12 protein-coding genes are annotated in these 17,562 nt (G+C 60.8%); 4 read left to right on the top strand and 8 right to left on the bottom strand.

The features are described from left to right. Positions 1-503 precede the first annotated feature (503 nt). On the bottom strand, positions 504-1,598 hold the full coding sequence (locus GY725_01730) for a hypothetical protein (protein MCP4002893.1): 1,095 nt from the start codon (positions 1,596-1,598) through the stop codon (positions 504-506). Positions 1,599-2,105: 507 nt separating this feature from the next. Between GY725_01730 and GY725_01725 the strand changes: the two genes are divergently transcribed. After that, positions 2,106-3,032 carry a hypothetical protein gene (locus tag GY725_01725; protein ID MCP4002892.1) on the top strand — a complete coding sequence of 309 codons (927 nt, stop codon included), beginning with the start codon at positions 2,106-2,108 and terminating at the stop codon, positions 3,030-3,032. Here GY725_01725 and GY725_01720 read toward each other — a convergent pair. Both GY725_01720 and GY725_01715 read right to left on the bottom strand, forming a co-directional pair. Beyond that, on the bottom strand, positions 3,007-3,381 hold the full coding sequence (locus GY725_01720) for a hypothetical protein (protein MCP4002891.1): 375 nt from the start codon (positions 3,379-3,381) through the stop codon (positions 3,007-3,009). The two genes, GY725_01725 and GY725_01720, sit on opposite strands and share 26 nt — an antisense overlap. A 293-nt stretch (positions 3,382-3,674) precedes the next feature. Next, the gene (locus GY725_01715; GenBank protein MCP4002890.1) at positions 3,675-4,157 is read right to left on the bottom strand and encodes a hypothetical protein; all 483 of its coding nucleotides are present in this window, start codon (positions 4,155-4,157) and stop codon (positions 3,675-3,677) included. A gap of 19 nt (positions 4,158-4,176) precedes the next feature. Here GY725_01715 and GY725_01710 point away from each other — a divergent pair, with 19 nt between their 5' ends. Further along, entirely contained in the window at positions 4,177-4,725 is a 549-nt protein-coding gene (locus tag GY725_01710) for a hypothetical protein (GenBank protein MCP4002889.1), read from the top strand. A gap of 373 nt (positions 4,726-5,098) precedes the next feature. Here the strand turns inward: GY725_01710 and GY725_01705 are convergent, their stop codons facing one another. The 5 genes from GY725_01705 to GY725_01685 form a co-directional block, all read right to left on the bottom strand. Then, positions 5,099-5,758, bottom strand: a complete 660-nt coding sequence (locus GY725_01705; GenBank protein MCP4002888.1) for a hypothetical protein — start codon at positions 5,756-5,758, stop codon at positions 5,099-5,101. Positions 5,759-5,940: 182 nt separating this feature from the next. Next, entirely contained in the window at positions 5,941-7,521 is a 1,581-nt protein-coding gene (locus GY725_01700; protein ID MCP4002887.1) for an alpha-L-fucosidase, read from the bottom strand. A 37-nt stretch (positions 7,522-7,558) separates the two neighbouring features. Beyond that, the gene (locus GY725_01695) at positions 7,559-8,038 is read right to left on the bottom strand and encodes a hypothetical protein (GenBank protein ID MCP4002886.1); all 480 of its coding nucleotides are present in this window, start codon (positions 8,036-8,038) and stop codon (positions 7,559-7,561) included. Positions 8,039-8,365: 327 nt separating this feature from the next. Continuing rightward, a complete protein-coding gene (locus tag GY725_01690) occupies positions 8,366-8,836 on the bottom strand; it encodes a hypothetical protein (protein ID MCP4002885.1) in 471 nt (156 codons plus the stop codon). Between the two features lie 7 nt (positions 8,837-8,843). After that, entirely contained in the window at positions 8,844-15,830 is a 6,987-nt protein-coding gene (locus GY725_01685) for a hypothetical protein (GenBank protein MCP4002884.1), read from the bottom strand. 190 nt (positions 15,831-16,020) lie between these two features. Between GY725_01685 and GY725_01680 the strand changes: the two genes are divergently transcribed. Together GY725_01680 and GY725_01675 are read left to right on the top strand one after the other, a co-directional pair. Next, on the top strand, positions 16,021-16,866 hold the full coding sequence (locus GY725_01680) for an SDR family NAD(P)-dependent oxidoreductase (GenBank protein ID MCP4002883.1): 846 nt from the start codon (positions 16,021-16,023) through the stop codon (positions 16,864-16,866). A 51-nt stretch (positions 16,867-16,917) separates the two neighbouring features. Continuing rightward, positions 16,918-17,409: a nucleoside kinase gene (locus GY725_01675; protein ID MCP4002882.1), complete on the top strand. Its 492-nt coding sequence runs from the start codon at positions 16,918-16,920 to the stop codon at positions 17,407-17,409. Positions 17,410-17,562: the final 153 nt, after the last annotated feature.

Raw genomic sequence — 17,562 nt, 5'->3', positions numbered from 1 at the left:
TGCGAAGCGCGATGCATCCGCCTGCGCTGCGTCGCGCGACCCTCTGCAGATCTACGGATCTGCGATCGGATCACGCTTCTTGCTCAGGCGGCGACTCCCGCTTCTCGCTCGATTCCTCCCTGTGCAGAGATTCCCTAGCCATGGTTCTCGACCACGACGGTTCCGGTGCCGTTGGCGAGACAGATGTGGTCGTCCTCGACAATGAACTGCCGGGCGTCGCAATCGGTTCCAAGACCACGTCCCACAGGTCGGCGCGTTCCTCGCTCGGCGAGGTACGTCAGAAAGACTCCACCGTGCTCATTAGTTGTGAGAAGGAGGGGAGTATGGAATCGCTGTCAGTCCGACCGAAGTGTCCCGTCCCTGTTGATCACGAACTTCGGCCGACCCAGGGGCTGCCGGATCTCCGAAACCACACGCACGACCATGCCCACGTCCGGCCGGGGGAAGCCATCACGGCTCACTTCCCGCGCTTCGGAATGCAGAGCGAAGCCATCTGGCGCGGGTCAGTCCGCCTTCTTGTAGATGAGCGCGACCGTCAGCAGCATCGCGATCGCCCCTACGAATACGAACAGCGTCGATACCGGCAGCAACGGCACGCCGACCGCGGCCTTGCCCAGGACGAATGGGGAGAGCGACGAGACCTGGACCGTGACGGTCTTCGCAACCGAATCGATGCTGGTATCAATCGAAACGAGGCCCCCGCCTTCGTCGTGGTAGATGGCGAAGTTCTCGGTGTTGAATCCGGACGCGAGCTGCGCGTCGCCGTACCCGAATGTAAGCGTGATTTCTCCCGTGAAGGTGCCGTCGAAGTCGAGGTCCCAGAACAACACCGGGTCGGTGGGGAGCCCAAAGGTGAGCGCACCCGGATTCAGACCGCAGAAGGGACCCGACAGGTCTTCCACGTCGTCGGCCGGAACCTCGCACGCCTCTGCCGTGAAGGTTCCCGGCGTCACCACGTTGTCGAAGGTGGCCTGAACGCCGCCGCGCACGACTGGACCACCATGGGGAGAGCAGCCCGTTCCGGCTCCGCTGCCGACCGCGCAGGAGTCGACGTTCGGGATGGCCAGGACCGCCGAGATCGCGTGTAGCCCGTTTGTAGATCCGTCCGTCTGAATCCAGTTATCCCACTGGACCCAGAAGCCGTTGAGGTCATTCGTCCGGCCGATGGTCGATTGGCCGCCTCCCCCCAGCGCCAGGAACCCGTCCTTGAACCCATTCGCCAGGGTCCCGGTCCACTGCCAATAGTCATCAGGCAGGGTGGTTGCGGATTGACTGATGTTGAACTTGACCGGGATCGACCCATCCCAGAGGTCCGCACCGTTGGCGGCGAGAAGAGTCCCATTCAGCAGGTAGATCGGGACCGTCGATCCCACGCCGGAGTCCGTGCCAGTGTGGGTGATGGCGTCGACGGTGTCGGTGGAGCCAATCGCCTGCCAGGTCGTGCCCAGGGCAGCCAATTCAGGGACCGTACCTGCGGTGGCCTGCACGAAGGCATCGTAGACTGCGATGTCCGTCGACGTGGCGTTGGTCGTTCCGGAGGTCACAAAAGCCAGGCGATAGAGAGTGCCCGGGGCCAGAGCGGGAGGCTCGGTAATCACCTGGGCCTGGCTCGAGCCGGTGGGAGCGAGAAAGGCCGCGACCAAGAGGATCGCTGCAACAAACGCCGCGCAAGCGCGGGATCCAGATCCGGCGCTGAGCGGTGGGACCGAGGTTGCGGCGAGAGGCGCCCGGAACACGGTACTGAGGCAGGATCGACGGTGCATGAGTTTCCGTTCATATTTGGTGTTATTAAACTTTCATATTATGAACCAAGACCCGAGTCAAGAGGAAATCGCCACAGCGGAAATCCCCATGGAACGGCGAGGATGGGGACGCGGGCCTCGGCGATCGCTCTCGTTGGGTCGGGCGAGGCCCACCGCCCCCTGCTGCGAGGACAAGAGAAGCCCGCGTGATTTCTGCTACCTGGAAACGGCTGGCCCGTCGACAACACCCGGGCGGCTTTCTGGCGTTGCGAAATACCGTGTTGATCGGACCGGTCGCCAGATGCGATTGTCCTTGACTTGCGATCCCGCCGGGTATCCACTTGTTAGTGCAAGGAGTGTCGTATGCGGATCAAGACCATCGGTTTTACAGGTCTGGCCGTCTTGGCCCTCGTCCTCTTCGTCTCCGAAGCGGCGCAAGGCGCGGTGGTCTTTAGCGACAATTTCAACGCCACGGTTCCCAACGATGACATCAACCCGGGAGCCACCGACGAACCGGGCCGGCAGAGTGGGAGTGCTGCGCCACTCGACTACCTCGAGGACCCCGACACCGGTCTCGGAGGTATTCGCCCCAACCTCACACAGGTCAACAACCCCGACTATCCCGATGCCATCTTGCTCGCACCGAGCACCCAATTCGGCTTCGAGCAGAACGTCCACATCCAGCCGGACCACGACTTCCTCGAGGCTCCCGGGGCGAACAGCCATATGACGATCCGGTTCGACGCGAACCCCGTCCACCCGACGTCGGGTGTACAGGTCGCGGGCGCGGCGCCGATCGTCGTGGGATTCCTCCACGGGCTCGAGTTCCGCATCTTCGATGGCGGTGAGTGGGGGTTCACTGGCGACGGCGCCTTTACCAGTAGTGGTGACCTGGATCCCGGAGACGCCGGTGGTCTGGGCGGAAGCTTTGAGGGCTTCCATACGGTCGAGGTGGCACTCGAAACGGATGCATTTGTGTTTGGCAACAGTCTCGACGTGAGCGTCCGCGTGGACGGCGTCCTCGTCGCCATCGATACGGACGCGACACCGACCGTCTTCGAGTCGGCGATCGTCGCGGGACCCGCCAACCTGATCGTGCTCTCGGGAAGAACCGACCCAACTGCGCCGGCCACGTCCGGTGGCTTCACCACCTTCACCCTCCATGGGTTGGACAATCTGGAGATCGAGACCGGGCCGGTTCCAATCGCCACTCCCCTGCCGGGTCTGGCACGCCTGCTGCTGGCGGTCGGCCTGCTCGCCTGCGCTATCGTCGCGATACGGGTGCGTTGACGGTGTCTTCAATCGGCTCATCGTGCAAGGCCACGTAACCGGGGGAGGCCGCAGCGCGAACGTGATCAAGGCGTTCAGCCTGGTGCCCGCGCAGGTCCAGGCGCCGAACGATCTGTCGGACGCGCAGTACCTTTCGCGCGATCGCATGATGGACATGGAGACCGGCCGGTCGATCGACCGTTCGCAGGTCGAGCTCGTGGCTTCCCGCGGGGCGGCCATGAACGAGTGCTTTTGCTGAACCATCTCCCACGCGGTGATGCTCCGTGCGAGCATCGAGTTTCACGGGACCGATGGTGACGTGCGGGCCGTGACCGAAGGAGAAAAACTCGGCGACGCCGGAATCGAACACGGCGAGCGACTCATGACCTTCGCACGCAGGGCCGTCAATCTCCATTTTCGGGTCGCGGGGCGTCGCTCGCGCAAAGCCCGGGAGGTTTCTGTTAGTTAGACGGGACCTTTGTCGCTGAAGGACCGACCCCCTTCGCCAGAAAACGCACTTTCACAACCGCCCGGGCAGCGACGCTCACGCGGATCGATCTGGGCTTGCGTCAGCTTGGCGTCAAGCCGACGAAGCGCCTTGAATCGACGACAGCATTCAGTGACAATGCCGCCGACTGCGTGGCGTTGACCATGCTTGACGTTCTAGACAGGCGACTCGGCAAGTGGCTCATAGCTGTCTGCAACGCGAGAGGCCCCCCGGTAGAACTGAAGAGTCCCTGGTTCTGGGTATTGCTGTTGGTCGGGATTGCTTGGATCGGTCTGGGTTTGGCGGTGCTTTTTGGTCCAGCCCTGGTTCATTCGATGTACGAGGGGCAGAGTCTCGGCTTCCTCAACGACCTGATCACAGAACAAGCGCGTAGATCGGTCGACTCGTACCTCGACGGCTTCAGTTCCCAAACTGCAGGAGTTACGACACCTCTGTCCGTCGTGACTGCGCTGGTCCTGTCCGTATTCGCGGCGACGCGCCTCCGGTTCAGCGTAGCGCTGACCGCCCAGGCGACTCTCGCCGCGGGTTGCCTGATCGCTGGGATCCTGAGCCGTTCCGACACCCTTTCGCAGCTTGGAGCGATGGGTCTGATCATCGTTGTCGCTGTACACGAGTCGACTGCGGGTACGGTTTTGCAACAGCGGCGTCGAGTACGAGGTGGCCGTGCTGGCCCAACTCGGCCGAGAACTCGACAACCACCTGAGGCAGCTCGAAAAGTGGGGAGCTGAAATCGCTCCGGATCTCATCGTCTACCAATGGTTCGTCAACGACATGGGGTTCGACAAGAGCGATCGCCCTCGATCCGCTCGGCGGATCTGGACCCGCTTGTTCTTCCACCGGTTCTTGGCAACTCATTCCTATATGTGGTTCCTATTGGACTATCAGGTGTCGAGTTTGTTTGCCAAGCCCGGCGAGAGCTACGACACCTACATGGATCGACAGTTCGCCGAGGGCACGCCTGACTGGCAACGTCTCGTCGAGGTGTTCGACAACTGGTTGGTCCGGGCCCGGGAGTTGACCCCGAGAATCGTTGTCGTGATCTACCCGCATGTCAACTCCGGCATCAGGTCACTTCCCGAACTCTACGCACGCTTCGCGTTTCGACAACCACCCCGGTGTGGCCGCTCACGCGGCGATGGCGGACGCGCTGTATACAGCACTCGACGGCCGGGTCGAGGATACTCGCGAGCAAAGCAACGGCGTTAGTCACCCCACTCGAGATTGACATCCATGACGCGGAGCCCGGCATTCCATGCCTGCATATCGAGCTTAGGATAGGGAGATTGGGCGGCCCCTTTGTCGGGATACCCTAGCGACCGATAAAGAGCGTTCTGTGAAAGGGAACCGGGGGACAGCTGGGCGGAGTGTTCATGCAACACTGAACACTTGGAAGTAACTCCGGGGATCATGGCAGAGCTGGAACTCCATTGTGTTCCAGCGCACGCCCAGACCCTGAGCATTCGCGAAGTCATCGAACTCGCCAGGCGCGGCGAGACCGAGCGCTGACGGACCGGCGTCTGGGTGCTCCCTGCGCTTCCCTCTTCGGGGTGCACCGTCCGTTTGTCCGCCGATACGCCGCCTACGGTCGGTTGCAGCCGCCCCGCTCCGGTGGCACGTCGAACTCGATCACGTAGCACATGGGCCGCGGCAGGCTGGCGCCGAGACACTGAAAATCCGCGCAGTCCCCCCAGCCCAGCGCAGGACCGCCGACCGCCCGCACCGTGAAGTCGATGAAGGTCACGAAGTTCTGCCCGTTCGGCTCCGGGGGTGTGACGAAGTCCGCGTAGCCGCCGGGCAACGGAGTGCCCGCTGAATCTGCAAACGGACCCTCGCCCAACCACTCGAAGTCGCTCGCGTTGTCAGGCCGACTCCCACCGATCCACGGCCCGAACCGGAACGTATTGGCGAACTTGGCCTCGGCCGTGAAGCAGTCGGGATGAAGGGTCGTGAGCTTCTGCTTGATCAGGTCGTTCTCGGCCGCGGAATTGAGGGTCGCCAGATGTCCGGACACACCCATGAAAGACTTCGTGGCGGCGTCCGTCTTCGAGGAGTTCCAGCTGATCCCCGGATCGAACGGGCCGACGATCCCGTAGTAGTGCCCTGTCTCTGGTAGGAACCACAAGTCGAGCGTGCTCGCCCATGCCTGTCGAGGTTCGACGCCCAGGAGCATCCCGGAAATGATCGCGGCCAGCATTGCGACACCGATCCATGTCGGCTTCCCGAAAGCCCGCCACCGCATCCCGCTACCTCTTCAACAACATCTTCAACAACAGCACAGCCACGACCAGCACAGCGCTACTTCACAGTTTTGCCACGGAAGTACGAGCAAGAGAATCCCCCGTACGCGCAGACAAGAGGAAGGTCGAGCGCAACCTGCCCGGGAAACGCTACCAGACTAAACGCAAAAACCTAACACGCGATCTAGCCCAGAAGATGTGGCTCGGGTGTGATCCGGAGACTGTGGGCAACGCCATCGCTTGCTACATCCGTCGGGAGCGTGATCGCGACTCCTCGCTCCACTTGGCGCCACTGGAGAGCGGTGTCTTGTCCCAACAGAACGACCTGGCTTTCGTCCCGGAGTCGCATAGCCAATGTGAGGTCCCCGGCACGAGCTGGGGAAAGCACGGTGGCGAAGAGCGAATCTCCACTCTGCGTAAAGCGCACACTGCGCCCGTCCTCGCTGAGCGTCTCGGCCTTCTTCCATGGCCGTGTGCCGAAAATCGACTCGCCGTTTACGTCGAGCCATGCCCCCAGGCCTTCGAGACGCTCGCGCTGCCGTTGCGGAATCGTTCCGTCGGCCATCGGACTTACACCGATCAGCAGGTTTCCGTTCTTGCTCACGACATCGATCAGCATGTGGATCAGTGCTTGTAAAGAGAGGGTATCCAGATCGCCCTCTTCGCGATTGAAGCCGAACGAATTTCCCAGGCCCCGGGCAAGCTCCCACTTACGTTGTTCCGGCACATCGGGTGCTTCGTACTCGGGAGTTCTGAAATCGCCCATGGGTGAAGCCGGAAAACCGAAGCGTCGATGCCGCCGGGGAAGCAGGGGCCAGATCCGATCCCCGTGATGCAGCAGTAGCTCGGTGAGTGTGCGCTTCAGCGTCCCGGGCCGAGGCAGGGGAAACTGAGCCCAGCGATCATTGGCGACGCCGTCTGGCACCACCTCATAATACGCTGAAAGCAGTGCTTCGAGATCGACCGATGCGGGAAAGCCCACATCGTTCCACAGTATGGCGGGCTGATAGCGTTCCACGAGCTCGCGCACATGCGCCTCTGCGCAGCGCGCATACTCGTCCGACTCTGGAACTGCGAGCACGCAGTCTCCGAGGGTTCGAATCACACGGCTTTCGAATCTTGCGTCGAATCCACCGCAGTAATAGAGCCCCATGCGCATTCCGGCGGCTCGCACCGCCTCGGAGACGGCCCCCACCCAATCGTGAGTCTTCTCCTGGCGAACGGGCGATTCAGAGCCATGACCGCTGGCCTGATAAGTGCTTGGCCACAGCTCGAATCCATCCATGTGCTTGGAGGTAAACACCACATAACGAGCCTGGGCCTTGGCGAAGAGCGCGGCCCAGGCACTCGGGTCAAAACCCGCCGACTCGCACTGAAAGCGCTGCGCGAAGTGTTCGTAGGGGACGTCTTCACCGTAGGTGCTGCGATGATGAGACCAGGTTGGGCTACCCTGGATACGCATCGTGTTCAGGTACCACTCGGCGTAGGGATTGTTCACGAAGTAGTCGCGCGGCCCCTTGTCGGCGAATATCTCCTGGATGTCGCCAGAGATGGGGGCCCAGCCCGGTACCGAATACGGCCCCCAATGAACGAACACTCCCAACTTGGCATCCTCGTACCAACCCGGAACCTTACGCGGCCCTCGCTCGGGGGCCTCTCGCTCATCCACTCCGCTACCTCGCGTTTCGACTTTCCGGCGAGAGGGTATCACCACCCCACGATGTCCGACTCCAGGTGAGGTTCTCTCCTGATTTCGCGAACACATCCAAGGTGGCTGTAAATGAGTGGGCTTTCAGCAGTTGCTAGAGGTACGCCTGCACGAGAGTCTGATTGGCTTCATCCGTTTCCGACGGCGACGGCGACGGGGACTCGATCTCGGCGTCGAGATCAAAAACGGCTCCTCTGTCACCCGGGCGCGCCACAAACTCTGCCTCGCCCTCGATCAACACGGGCGGGCCCGCATCGGCATCAACGGAATCCAGAGAAGCCAGGCTCATGGCCGAAGCATCCGCATCCGTCGACGACGGAGCCGAGAAATCGATCCGCTCAGCGCGGAGCAGAGGATGGAACAGGGAGACCGGACCGAGTTCCAGAGGCTTCAGTCTGGAACCGAGTCCTCCCAGTCGGCTATTCGCACCGACCGACTCGGGAACTTCGCGAATCTCGACGGCCGCCTGGCTATAGATCGCCACGAGGACGCTGCCCATCATCAAGAGCGGAAACAACGCGACTAACGGATTGGCCGCAAACGCGATGCGCAGGCTTCCAGAAGACTTCTTCAAGGCTCGGTTCGAAGACGGTGTTGGCGTATGCGTTGGATCTTGCATCCCGCAGTTCCCCCATGAACTCGGAGATCTATCGGATGCACGTCGCCTGGTGCGTCGCGCTGCTCACCCCCCCCGGTGAGGACCTCGGATCCCCGTGCTAAACAAGTGTGGTGCGAACAGCCGGTATTGTGACGTTGCGCGAAGACTGCATTCTCGTGAGAACTCGATACGCTCACGAGTGCCGGCGAAGGCTTTCACGAACGTTTGCCGGGAAAACGCGTCCCTGTGAGAGATCCGGTGGCGAACATCCCCGGCCAGCACCGGATTGGCTCGGTCTTCGTGTCAGGGTGCGAGGCCCTGCCCGGCAATCGAATCGTGTCGGATCACGACAGAGACTCCCGGTAGCTTCTCAGCGATCTGCCGCTCGAGTTCTTCGCGTATGCGAGCCAGCGCGTAGTGTTCCCGCGGGTTCTCGGCATCCGAAGCGTTGAAAACCAGGCGCCCAGTTCCGGGATCTCTCAGAGCCGTCAACACGATTCGCGCCAGAGGTCCGTGGTCGGTATAGATCCCGCGATAACTCACAAGATGACCCGGAGGAGCCGTCGCCGGCCCCTCCGGCTTGAAGATGCGATCCGCGTTCATGCCCGTGCTACGCGCGACGACCGCTGCGATCTCGATGGCGACCTGATCGCTTCGCTCGCGAGACCAGCCGAGCGGTTCGGTATCGACTTCTGCCCGGATCGCATAACCATGACTGCAGGCGCTCGCGAGTGCGAGGAGTGCGAACAAAAACGCCAATCGACTGGATTTCATCTCTTCCTCAATCGAAGGGGCCCGAATGGAACGTCTCTCGAATTGCAATATTCGCCGAGAACAGAATCGTCAGCCCGATTCGATAGATCTGCCCGATCGGGCCCAGCCGATGACCGCTCCAGACACCGAGAATCAACGCGCGATCGGCGGCTGACAAATCTACGCTACCTGGATTCGAGCGCTCCTGGAGGTAAGCTTGATCGTGAACAAACGCCGACTGGTCAATCACGTTGTCGAAAGGCGCAGCACGGGTCGTCATGTCTAGTCCCCACAGTGGCCCACTGTACATCCCGTAGCGGGGAATTGCAGCGAGTGGAATATCCTCGAATGCATCCCGAATCGCATCGGAGTTGAGAGTCAGAAGACTGAATAGCGCCGCACCCAGGGCTCCGACGATCCCGACGCCATTCCCGGAGACTCCGGTGACAAACGATTGGTAGTCATCGATTACGACTCTCAAAACATTTCTGAGCAGGCCTGAAGAAGTATCGCTACTGATGGCGGCTTCCGCGGGAACCACGCCGGACGGACCCGTTGCCCCACCCCCAGACGAAGGAGCACCACCGACCGTCTCAGCGAGGAATTCAGCGAGGACGACTCCGTCGACGTCGTAACCCATGTCGCGAAGTTCAGAGGCTATTGCTGCATTCTCCCGTGCGATCTCGCCAGCAGTTGAACGATTGTCTTGATGACTCGAACCCGCTTCGCTTCGCGCCACGCCGGACTTCCACGCGAGATCACTGCGCACGCCAGAACTCCAGTGCCCGGTCATCGGTTGCAACCAGTAGTACGTGATGGAAAAGCGACCTTCGGGGTCGATGCGGCTCGTGGGTTGGTTGCGAGCAAAGGCATACGAATTGAGTCCCTGCGAATCAAAAGACTCATAACTCTCATCTGGCGTCAGAAAGCGGCCCCAACGCGGTTGGTACTCGCGAGAACCGAGATGCAACACTCCCCCACTGTCCTCATCGCGAACCCCAGAGGTGAACTCCTGACGCGAAGAGAAGGCACCGCGTTGTACAATTTCATTTCCGAATGGATCGTAGTCGCGCATACCAACGACGGTGCCGTTCTCGTTGACGAGTGCTCGAATGGATCCCAGATGGTCCGCGACCAGCCCGATAAACGGCTCGACGTGGATCCCTGCCTGCCCTGGACCGACGTCCGTCGTGGCTGCGAATGCGATCGGTCCGGATTGGAGGGCATAGATGAGCGTCATTCCGGCGACACCAGGGATCGCGACCCATCTCGGCACACGCTGACGAATCGCAAGTTGCGCGAGGCTCAAGAAGCAGAAGAGGATGAGACCCGGCGCAGCCAGCACACCGAGAGGGAGGGAGGCATGGCCGGGAGCGCCGGGCCCCATCGTCAACTCTGCCGAATAGAGAGTCCCTAGCGAAGCAATCGGAAGACCTGCGAGCGAGAACAGCTTGTTCGCAGCGCCGGTTTCAGCGTGGTAATCGAAGTCTCCTGAAACGTGTACGATCTGCGCGCCGGCGAGATTGCTTGAAACCCTTCTATCGAAGGCGTCGTACTCGTAGGTGTTCTGGCCGTGACCTAGCAAGCGGTTCTGTGGATTCCAGGCGAAACCCGAGGAAGCCTGGCCATTGACCGTTCGCGCCGCCACGTTTCCACCGGGCTCCGCAGTGAGAACTTCGAGATCTCCATGGAGTTCTTCGAAGGCGCTCAGGAAGCGCGGCTTGTCGACGTGCTCGTAGCTCCAGATCGCATCTGGAACACCAGCCATGGAACGTTCCCGCAGATTGCCAAGAGGATCATAGCGATACACCCAGTCGATTGGCGTAGCTACGCCGCGCATGGCGTACCAGGGCCCCCGGGCCGTCTTGAGCCGGCCAAGGCCATCATAGGTGAAAGACCGATCCAGCGCTTCGCCCCCGAGGGTTCCGCCCAGAAACTCGAGACGATTCAGCCCGTCAAACTCGAACTGCAGATCGATCGGGCTCGATTCCGGAACGTTGTCCGTGATCGCTGGAAGGCAGGTCTGCTGCGCGAAGTTCTGCGTACCGTCGAAAACGGACCACATCAGCGGGTAGTAGTCGCCTTTGTCACAATCGGAATAGGCGTCGGTGTTGCACTTCTGAGGTGCAGCGGGCGCAGAGGAACCGAAGTACCGCCAACTGAGGATCTTGACGGGATCACTCCAGAGTTCAATTTCACCATCCCCTGATACATCTCCACACTGGCAGACGTCGCCGATTCCGTCCGGCGGAGATCCGGATTCTGCGGGATAGGCGACGACGCTTCCGACATCGCTCTGGTCTGGATTGAACTGAAAGGCACAGTTGTCGACTGCATCGAGGATTCGATCGCCGTCGGCGTCGGCAACGGTCGCGGCCGGAGTCACTTGAATTCCGCTCAGACGCCTGGATAGTGGATCGGTGGTATAGGAGAAGGCGGCCGAGGGGGCACCCGTGCTCGCGACTTCACCCACTTCGAAATTCCGGATCCGGCCTGCCGGATCGTATTCGGCGTTGCGCAGTACCGCGCGCGAGTAGGCCGAGTTCGAAGAATCGCCGTAGATCTCGGCCAGGCGAAGCCCGTCGAAGACAAAGTGGAATACCTCGTCGTCTGGGAATGTTCGAGCGATGACGCGACCGAGATCGTCGTAGCTCAGAGAATTCTCGAAGACGCGTCCGGCAGTAGCCTGCCTCGTCTGATCGAGGCGACCGGCTGAATCATAGGTGTACTCGTAGTCCGCAACGCTCGAACTGACGAAACTGAGACGACCGAATCCAGGCGTTTCGGGGACCGACCCGTAGACGAAGGTCGCCGTCTCGCTACCCTGCCCTGCCGGTTCGAAACTGCGAGAGACCAAACGTTGCAGGGAATCGTATTCGAAGTTCTGGATTCTTCCGGCGCCATCGGCTCGACGTTTGAGCAGACCTGCATCATCAAACTCGAATTCCCACTCTCCGGCATCTGGATCTTCCAGCCTGACCCGCCGACCGAGTGTGTCCCAGTAGGTGCGCAGCACGTGGGCCTGCCCCGTGCACTGACTGCCCATCTGCTCTGACTCACAAAGAGTCGAATCGGAAGCAATCGGATCAGATACCGCCACGAGCTGATCCGCAGCATCGTATTCAGCCGTGATCACATAGGGGCCTGGAGATAGGCTCACCGGGTCTTCGTAGTCAGCAATCCGGACTAGACGACCAAGTCCGTCGCGGGTTCGTTCCGTACGCGACTGGCGATTCCCTGAGTTCTCGCCCCCGAAGTAGACCTGTTCGACAACCCGCCAGGGTGTACGAGTTCGAATGCGCTGCGTCGATCCATCTGGCTCGTGCACGACGGAAACTCGGCCGAGCGGGTCGTATTCGATACTGCGATTGCGCACCGGACCCGTCGTGTATGGGAGTGAAAGCAGATTCAGACGACCGCGGGAGTCGTAGCCACGATCGATACCCACGACTTCGGCCAGAGTTCCGGGAGACTCATCGCGAAACAGACGGCCTATTCCGTCTACATGACGCGCGAATTCGAGATCTCCGCTGGCGAGTTGCAGCGTGCGCCCAAAGCGGGTCTCGGCTGGCCCGTTCGGATCGACGAAATCGTATTCATAGGTCTCGACCATCCCTGACGCGCGCTCGACACGAACGAGCATACCTAGCGGGTCATAACCGAAGATTTCGGCTGACCCATCCGGTGCGATCCTCTGGCAGATCAGGCCCATCGCCTGCGGCGCTGGATGTCCGTTAGCACACGAATCATAGTCGTAGTGGGTCGAAAGGCGCGTCGCGGGATCGCCACCCAGGGCCGACTCCACGAGAAAGGTCTGGTAGACCGGGTCGTAGCTCGCCGTCGCAATCAGTCCATTAGGATCCTGCGACGTCCCAGGACCTGTGATCCGGGCAGGATTGCCGAACGGGTCGTAGTGAATCCTCGATGTCGTGATCCATCGTCCGGGAACCTGAGGGGTGGACCACTGATCGGCGAGATGATCCTCCAGGCGATGGCGCATACCGGCCGCGACCTCTCCGAGCGGAAGCCCGTCGTAGTACGTACGCGTATGCCGGACGATTTCTCCGTTCGCGTCTGAGACTTGAAAGTCGGAAACGCGATCCACCACGTAGGGAGGATCCTGATCGTGAGCGGCGTAGGCGTACTCGGTGAAGCGCTCATCTCCGGGAACATCACCGGTCGAGGGGTCCCACTCGCCCCATTCTTCGAGCCTCTCCAAATTGAAGAACGATAGACCGGGATCGATCCCGTAGTCCCATACAGTGCGCTCGGTCCTGGAAGCGGCTTCATCGCCTTCAACGGCAGTGCGCAATTCTTCACTCAGTAGGCAGCGCGTCCAGGACTCGGAGTCTTCACCCGTTCCGAAGCTCAGATCCTCATAGCTGCGGGAAGTGCGCTCGTACACGACACCAGCGCGGCTCGTCTCGCGCGAGACCAGTGCAAATGCGCAAACTCGATCCGTCCCGTACACCTCCTCGACACGTGTCGCGGGCAGACCGTTCTCGAACTGCGTTCGCACCACGGAGGCAAAACCTCGAAACTCCCTTTCCAGCGAATCCTGCACGCCCCCCGCGTAGGTCATCTCATCGACGATGTCGGGCGTTTCCGTCCTTCCGTCTGAGACGGTCATGCGAGTCACAACGAAACGTGGAATCCAGAGTTCGGGGTTTGCCGGTGCACCGCTGGCGTCGAGTTGCTCGAGTGCGGACTCGTACGAGAAGGTGACGCTTCCACCGTTGGGATTGGTCGCTCGGGTCAGCAGACCAGATCGTTGTCCGGCGCTCAGGTGAAACTGGTATGCAGCCCCGCCCACGGTTCCCGTAGCGTGGTCGGGAAGACCATCTCCGTTCAGATCACGCGTGACAGCCGGATACGCCAGAGCTCCTTCGTTGGTGCCGTGGATGCAGCGAAAACCCAGGGAGGGAGTCGAAAAGTTCGTAACCGTGGCTGAGAACGCCGTTCCATTGCCATAGCGGACCTGCCAGTTCGGGTTCTGCGGCGACCAGGCCTCGCTGCTTACGTGATCGACTAATCCGTCTCCGTTCAGATCGATCAGGTCTGAATAGGTACAGCCGACATGGCTTCGGATATAGAACAGATCGGGAATCGCCTCGGGAGGCTCGAAGCCGGCTCCGTAGCCGTATTGAAGTGAATCTGAACGCAGTCGATCACTCAGACCATCTCCGTTGACGTCCACCAGCGCGAGATCGGTGTAGAAGAGTGAAAACACATGTTCGACCAAACCATCCGGTGCGGGCTCCACACCGCTCCACTGAATCGGTTCGGTCGCGAACTCCAACCGCGAACCCACCTCATCCAAACCCAGGTTCGGGAACACGGCCCAGCCCGGGAACGCCAACCATTCCGGATCACACGCACTCCAATCATTGGGGCATTGGCCTCCGGAAGAACCATCTGGATCATACAAGTACTGCGATAGCGGATCGAGACCTCGGGTCATGACGAGATCAGGTCGTCCGTCTCCGGTCATGTCCGTCAGGCGCGAAACGGTGTAGAGCTCGATCAGACCGAAGAGCACGGTATTGATCCCCCAGGGTACGGCCCCGGTTTGACCAAACATCGGCGGCGACTCCTGGAAGAGCGACCAGCCAATGGGCGGCTCGGCGAAACCCTGACTCGTTCCCAGGCGAATCTCTGCATCAAGCATCAGGCTGATGTGGTCAGGGAAGCCATCGCCATCCACATCCAGCAGCGCCTCGCTGACATCACCCCCTGGAGTTCTCAGCAGGACACGGTCCTCCGAACTCCACTGCTGCCCTTGGTGACAGAACATGCCCGGGCCTTCCCAGCTTCTACCCGTGCCTCGATTGACCAGGACTTCGGCTGCTCCGGAGCCCGGGATGGATTGGTAGAAATCGACGAGTCCGTCGCGATTCACATCGATCAGATCGGCGATCAGGGTTTCTCCCGGTCCAGTGATCGTCGGAGCGGTCGGCAGACAACCAGAACTCGCGAAACTCGACTCAGAGACCGACTCGAATCCCTCCGGGCCGACGCTGTACTCGAAACGATGCGCTGGAAACGCCGTTTGCCCGTCACTTCCCAGCTTCTGGATGCCCGCGAGCAGGCTTCGTCCGGCACCGGTCTCCGTCTGGTAGGCCAGTTCGTAGCGTGTAACCAGTTCACCATCCGCGAGAACGTGAACTCGGACGAGTCGCCGATCCACTTCCTGGCGAAATCCGGCGGTATAGCGAATGGGCGTGTCGGGACGCGGTTCCGCCAGAGGTTCGTTCAGTTCAAACACGATCTCGCGATTCGCAGGCGAGGCCGCCTGGGCATAGCGAACTCGCGATAGGTAGGCCGTCCCAGGGCTTGCAGCGTGATCGTATTCGTACTCAACCCAGTTTCCGCTCACATCGACTTCTCTTTCCAGGAGCCAGCCAAAGACTTCTTGGTTGCGACCATTTTCGATCGTGGCCACGGACTGGGACCCGTAGGTGCGGATTCGACCATTGCGGTCTCGGATCTCCCAGCCTTGTTCCTCGCCGAAGAACAGAATCAGGGTTCCATCGTCGGACTGACTGCGATAGCGGCACGGTGTGGTTCCCGCGCAGGTGCCGCAGCTCGACTGGGCACAGATCAGATCCTGTCCATCGAGCCGGAAGTCGTCGCGGTAGCAGATTTCGGATCCGCCGATTCCGCAACTCCGATCGTCGTAGTCGTACGGAACGCCAAACGTAAGATCGCGCTCGATGCGGCTTCCGCCCTCGAGACCCCAGCCGAGACCCAACCAGCCCGCCGGGCCCGTATTGCTTCCGCTGGAGTAGTGCAGAGCGAGTTCCGGCGTCAAACCCGCTGTTCCCGGAGGTACCTCTATCGGGACGCGGTAATGGGCCTCGCCGCGTGGATGGTCGAGACCCCAGTAGGCCTGTGAGGGGAGCGCTGAGGTACTGATGAGTATCCATGGAATGAGGAGGAGTGATCGGTGACATCGTTCGGTGTAGTTTTTGAACATGGAGACCCCGCGTGTGCTCGGGGTGGTCCCGAATTCCATTCGCAAGTTCCATGCCTTGCTATCCCGGACTCTGTGACGCCTTCTCGGGGAATTTCCTGCCGGTTCCGGCAGACCCGGCCGCAATCAACCAACGCTCGCTCGACCCGTTTCTCCAGATCGGTCTCACCCGTGAGATACTCTCCACATCCGCGCCACCACCGAGTAACCGCAGCAAGAAAGGAAGAACCAGATGCAGGACTTCAGGGGCAAGGTCGCCGTCGTGACGGGCGGGGCCAGTGGCATCGGCTTCGCCCTGGCGCGTCGCTTCGGACGCGAGGGTATGAAGATCGTTCTGGCGGACATCGAGGATGCGGCACTCGCGGGTGCAATCGAGAAACTCGAGTCCGAGGGATTCGAGGCTCTGGGCGTGCGCACCGATGTGTCGAACGCCGATTCGCTCGCAAACCTGGCCGAGCAGACGCTGCAGCGCTTCGGCGGCGCACACATCCTGTGCAATAACGCGGGTGTGCTGACCGCTGGCCTGTCCTGGGAGTCGCCGCTATCGGATTACGAGTGGACCTTTGGCGTGAACATCTGGGGCGTGATCCACGGCGTGCGCACCTTCGTGCCGATCATGCTCGAACAGGACACCGAGTGCCACGTGATCAATACCTCTTCGATGGCCGGAGTCACCACCCTGCCCTTCACGTCGATCTATCACATGAGCAAGCACGCCGTGCTGGCCTATAGCGAGTCGCTCTACCACGAACTGAACATGCGCGAAGCGAAGATCGGCGTGTCGGCACTCTGCCCCGAGGCGATCGCCACCGCGATCGGCCGCTCAGAACGCAACCGCCCCAGCAAGCTGAGCGAAGACGGACCGGTCTCGACCGAATCCAAGATCGTCAACCAGGCACTCAAGGACACGGTCGATAAAGGAGTCAAACCCGAAGTGATTGCCGACCGCGTGCTCGAAGCGGTCCGTGAGAACCGCTTCTACATCCTGTCGGAAGACGTATGGCGCGACGCTGCCCACACGCGACTCGACGACGTGCGCCTGGCGCGCAATCCCACCTTTACACCGCCACTGAGTTGAAGCGGCGAAGTTTGCTCCGCACAACAATGGCCTTCCTATTGGGGATGAAACATGGGTGTCAAAAACTATCTAGTCGAAGGCGTTTCCTGCACCGGTAAGACCTCGGTCTGCAACGAGTTGGAACGGCGCGGCTACCACTCCATCCATGGCGACAGGGACCTGGCCTATCAGGGCGATCCGAAAACCGGTGAGCCGCTGGATGGCTTTGCCCACGAGCACCATATCTGGGACGTCGACAAGGTCCGAGCTTTGGTGGCCGACCAAAGTCATGCAGCAACGTTCTTTTGCGGCGGTTCCAGGAATTTCGATCGTTTCATCGATCTATTCGATGGAGTTTTCGTTCTCGAGATCGATCTCGACACGCTGAACCGACGTCTTGCCCTCCGACCTGAAGACGAGTGGGGCGGACCGGCCCGCGAAGAAGAATCCAATGCGCGGCGACAACACGCGACAAAGGAAGATATTCCAAAGAACGCAATCACAATCGACGCCACGGCACCCCTCGCACACGTCGTCGACACAGTTCTTGGGAATGCCGACTAGATCAAGAAATTCCCGGTCAGGACGAGCCAGTCGGGCACGCGGAGTTTCTCCTGATTCAGGCCACAGTCGTGTATCATGCGTTGGTCGATCGGCGTCACCTTCGACGCTAAACCGCCACTTTCGGGTGGACGTACTGGGCTGGCTGGCGAACGA

The sequence above is a fragment of the bacterium genome, from assembly GCA_024226335.1.
In the GTDB taxonomy this organism is placed as follows: domain Bacteria; phylum Myxococcota_A; class UBA9160; order SZUA-336; family SZUA-336; genus JAAELY01.
The sequence above is the reverse complement of the archived record's forward strand: the minus strand, read 5'-3'. Positions and strand labels throughout refer to the sequence as shown.

Bases quoted from the DNA above. Each gene is read 5' to 3' on its own strand.
- GY725_01725 (MCP4002892.1), top strand. From the start codon at position 2,106: ATGCGGATCAAGACCATCGGTTTTACAGGTCTGGCCGTCTTGGCCCTC.
- GY725_01705 (MCP4002888.1), bottom strand. From the start codon at position 5,758: ATGCGGTGGCGGGCTTTCGGGAAGCCGACATGGATCGGTGTCGCAATG.
- GY725_01700 (MCP4002887.1), bottom strand. From the start codon at position 7,521: ATGTGTTCGCGAAATCAGGAGAGAACCTCACCTGGAGTCGGACATCGT.
- GY725_01690 (MCP4002885.1), bottom strand. From the start codon at position 8,836: ATGAAATCCAGTCGATTGGCGTTTTTGTTCGCACTCCTCGCACTCGCG.
- GY725_01685 (MCP4002884.1), bottom strand. From the start codon at position 15,830: ATGGAATTCGGGACCACCCCGAGCACACGCGGGGTCTCCATGTTCAAA.
- GY725_01680 (MCP4002883.1), top strand. From the start codon at position 16,021: ATGCAGGACTTCAGGGGCAAGGTCGCCGTCGTGACGGGCGGGGCCAGT.
- GY725_01675 (MCP4002882.1), top strand. From the start codon at position 16,918: ATGGGTGTCAAAAACTATCTAGTCGAAGGCGTTTCCTGCACCGGTAAG.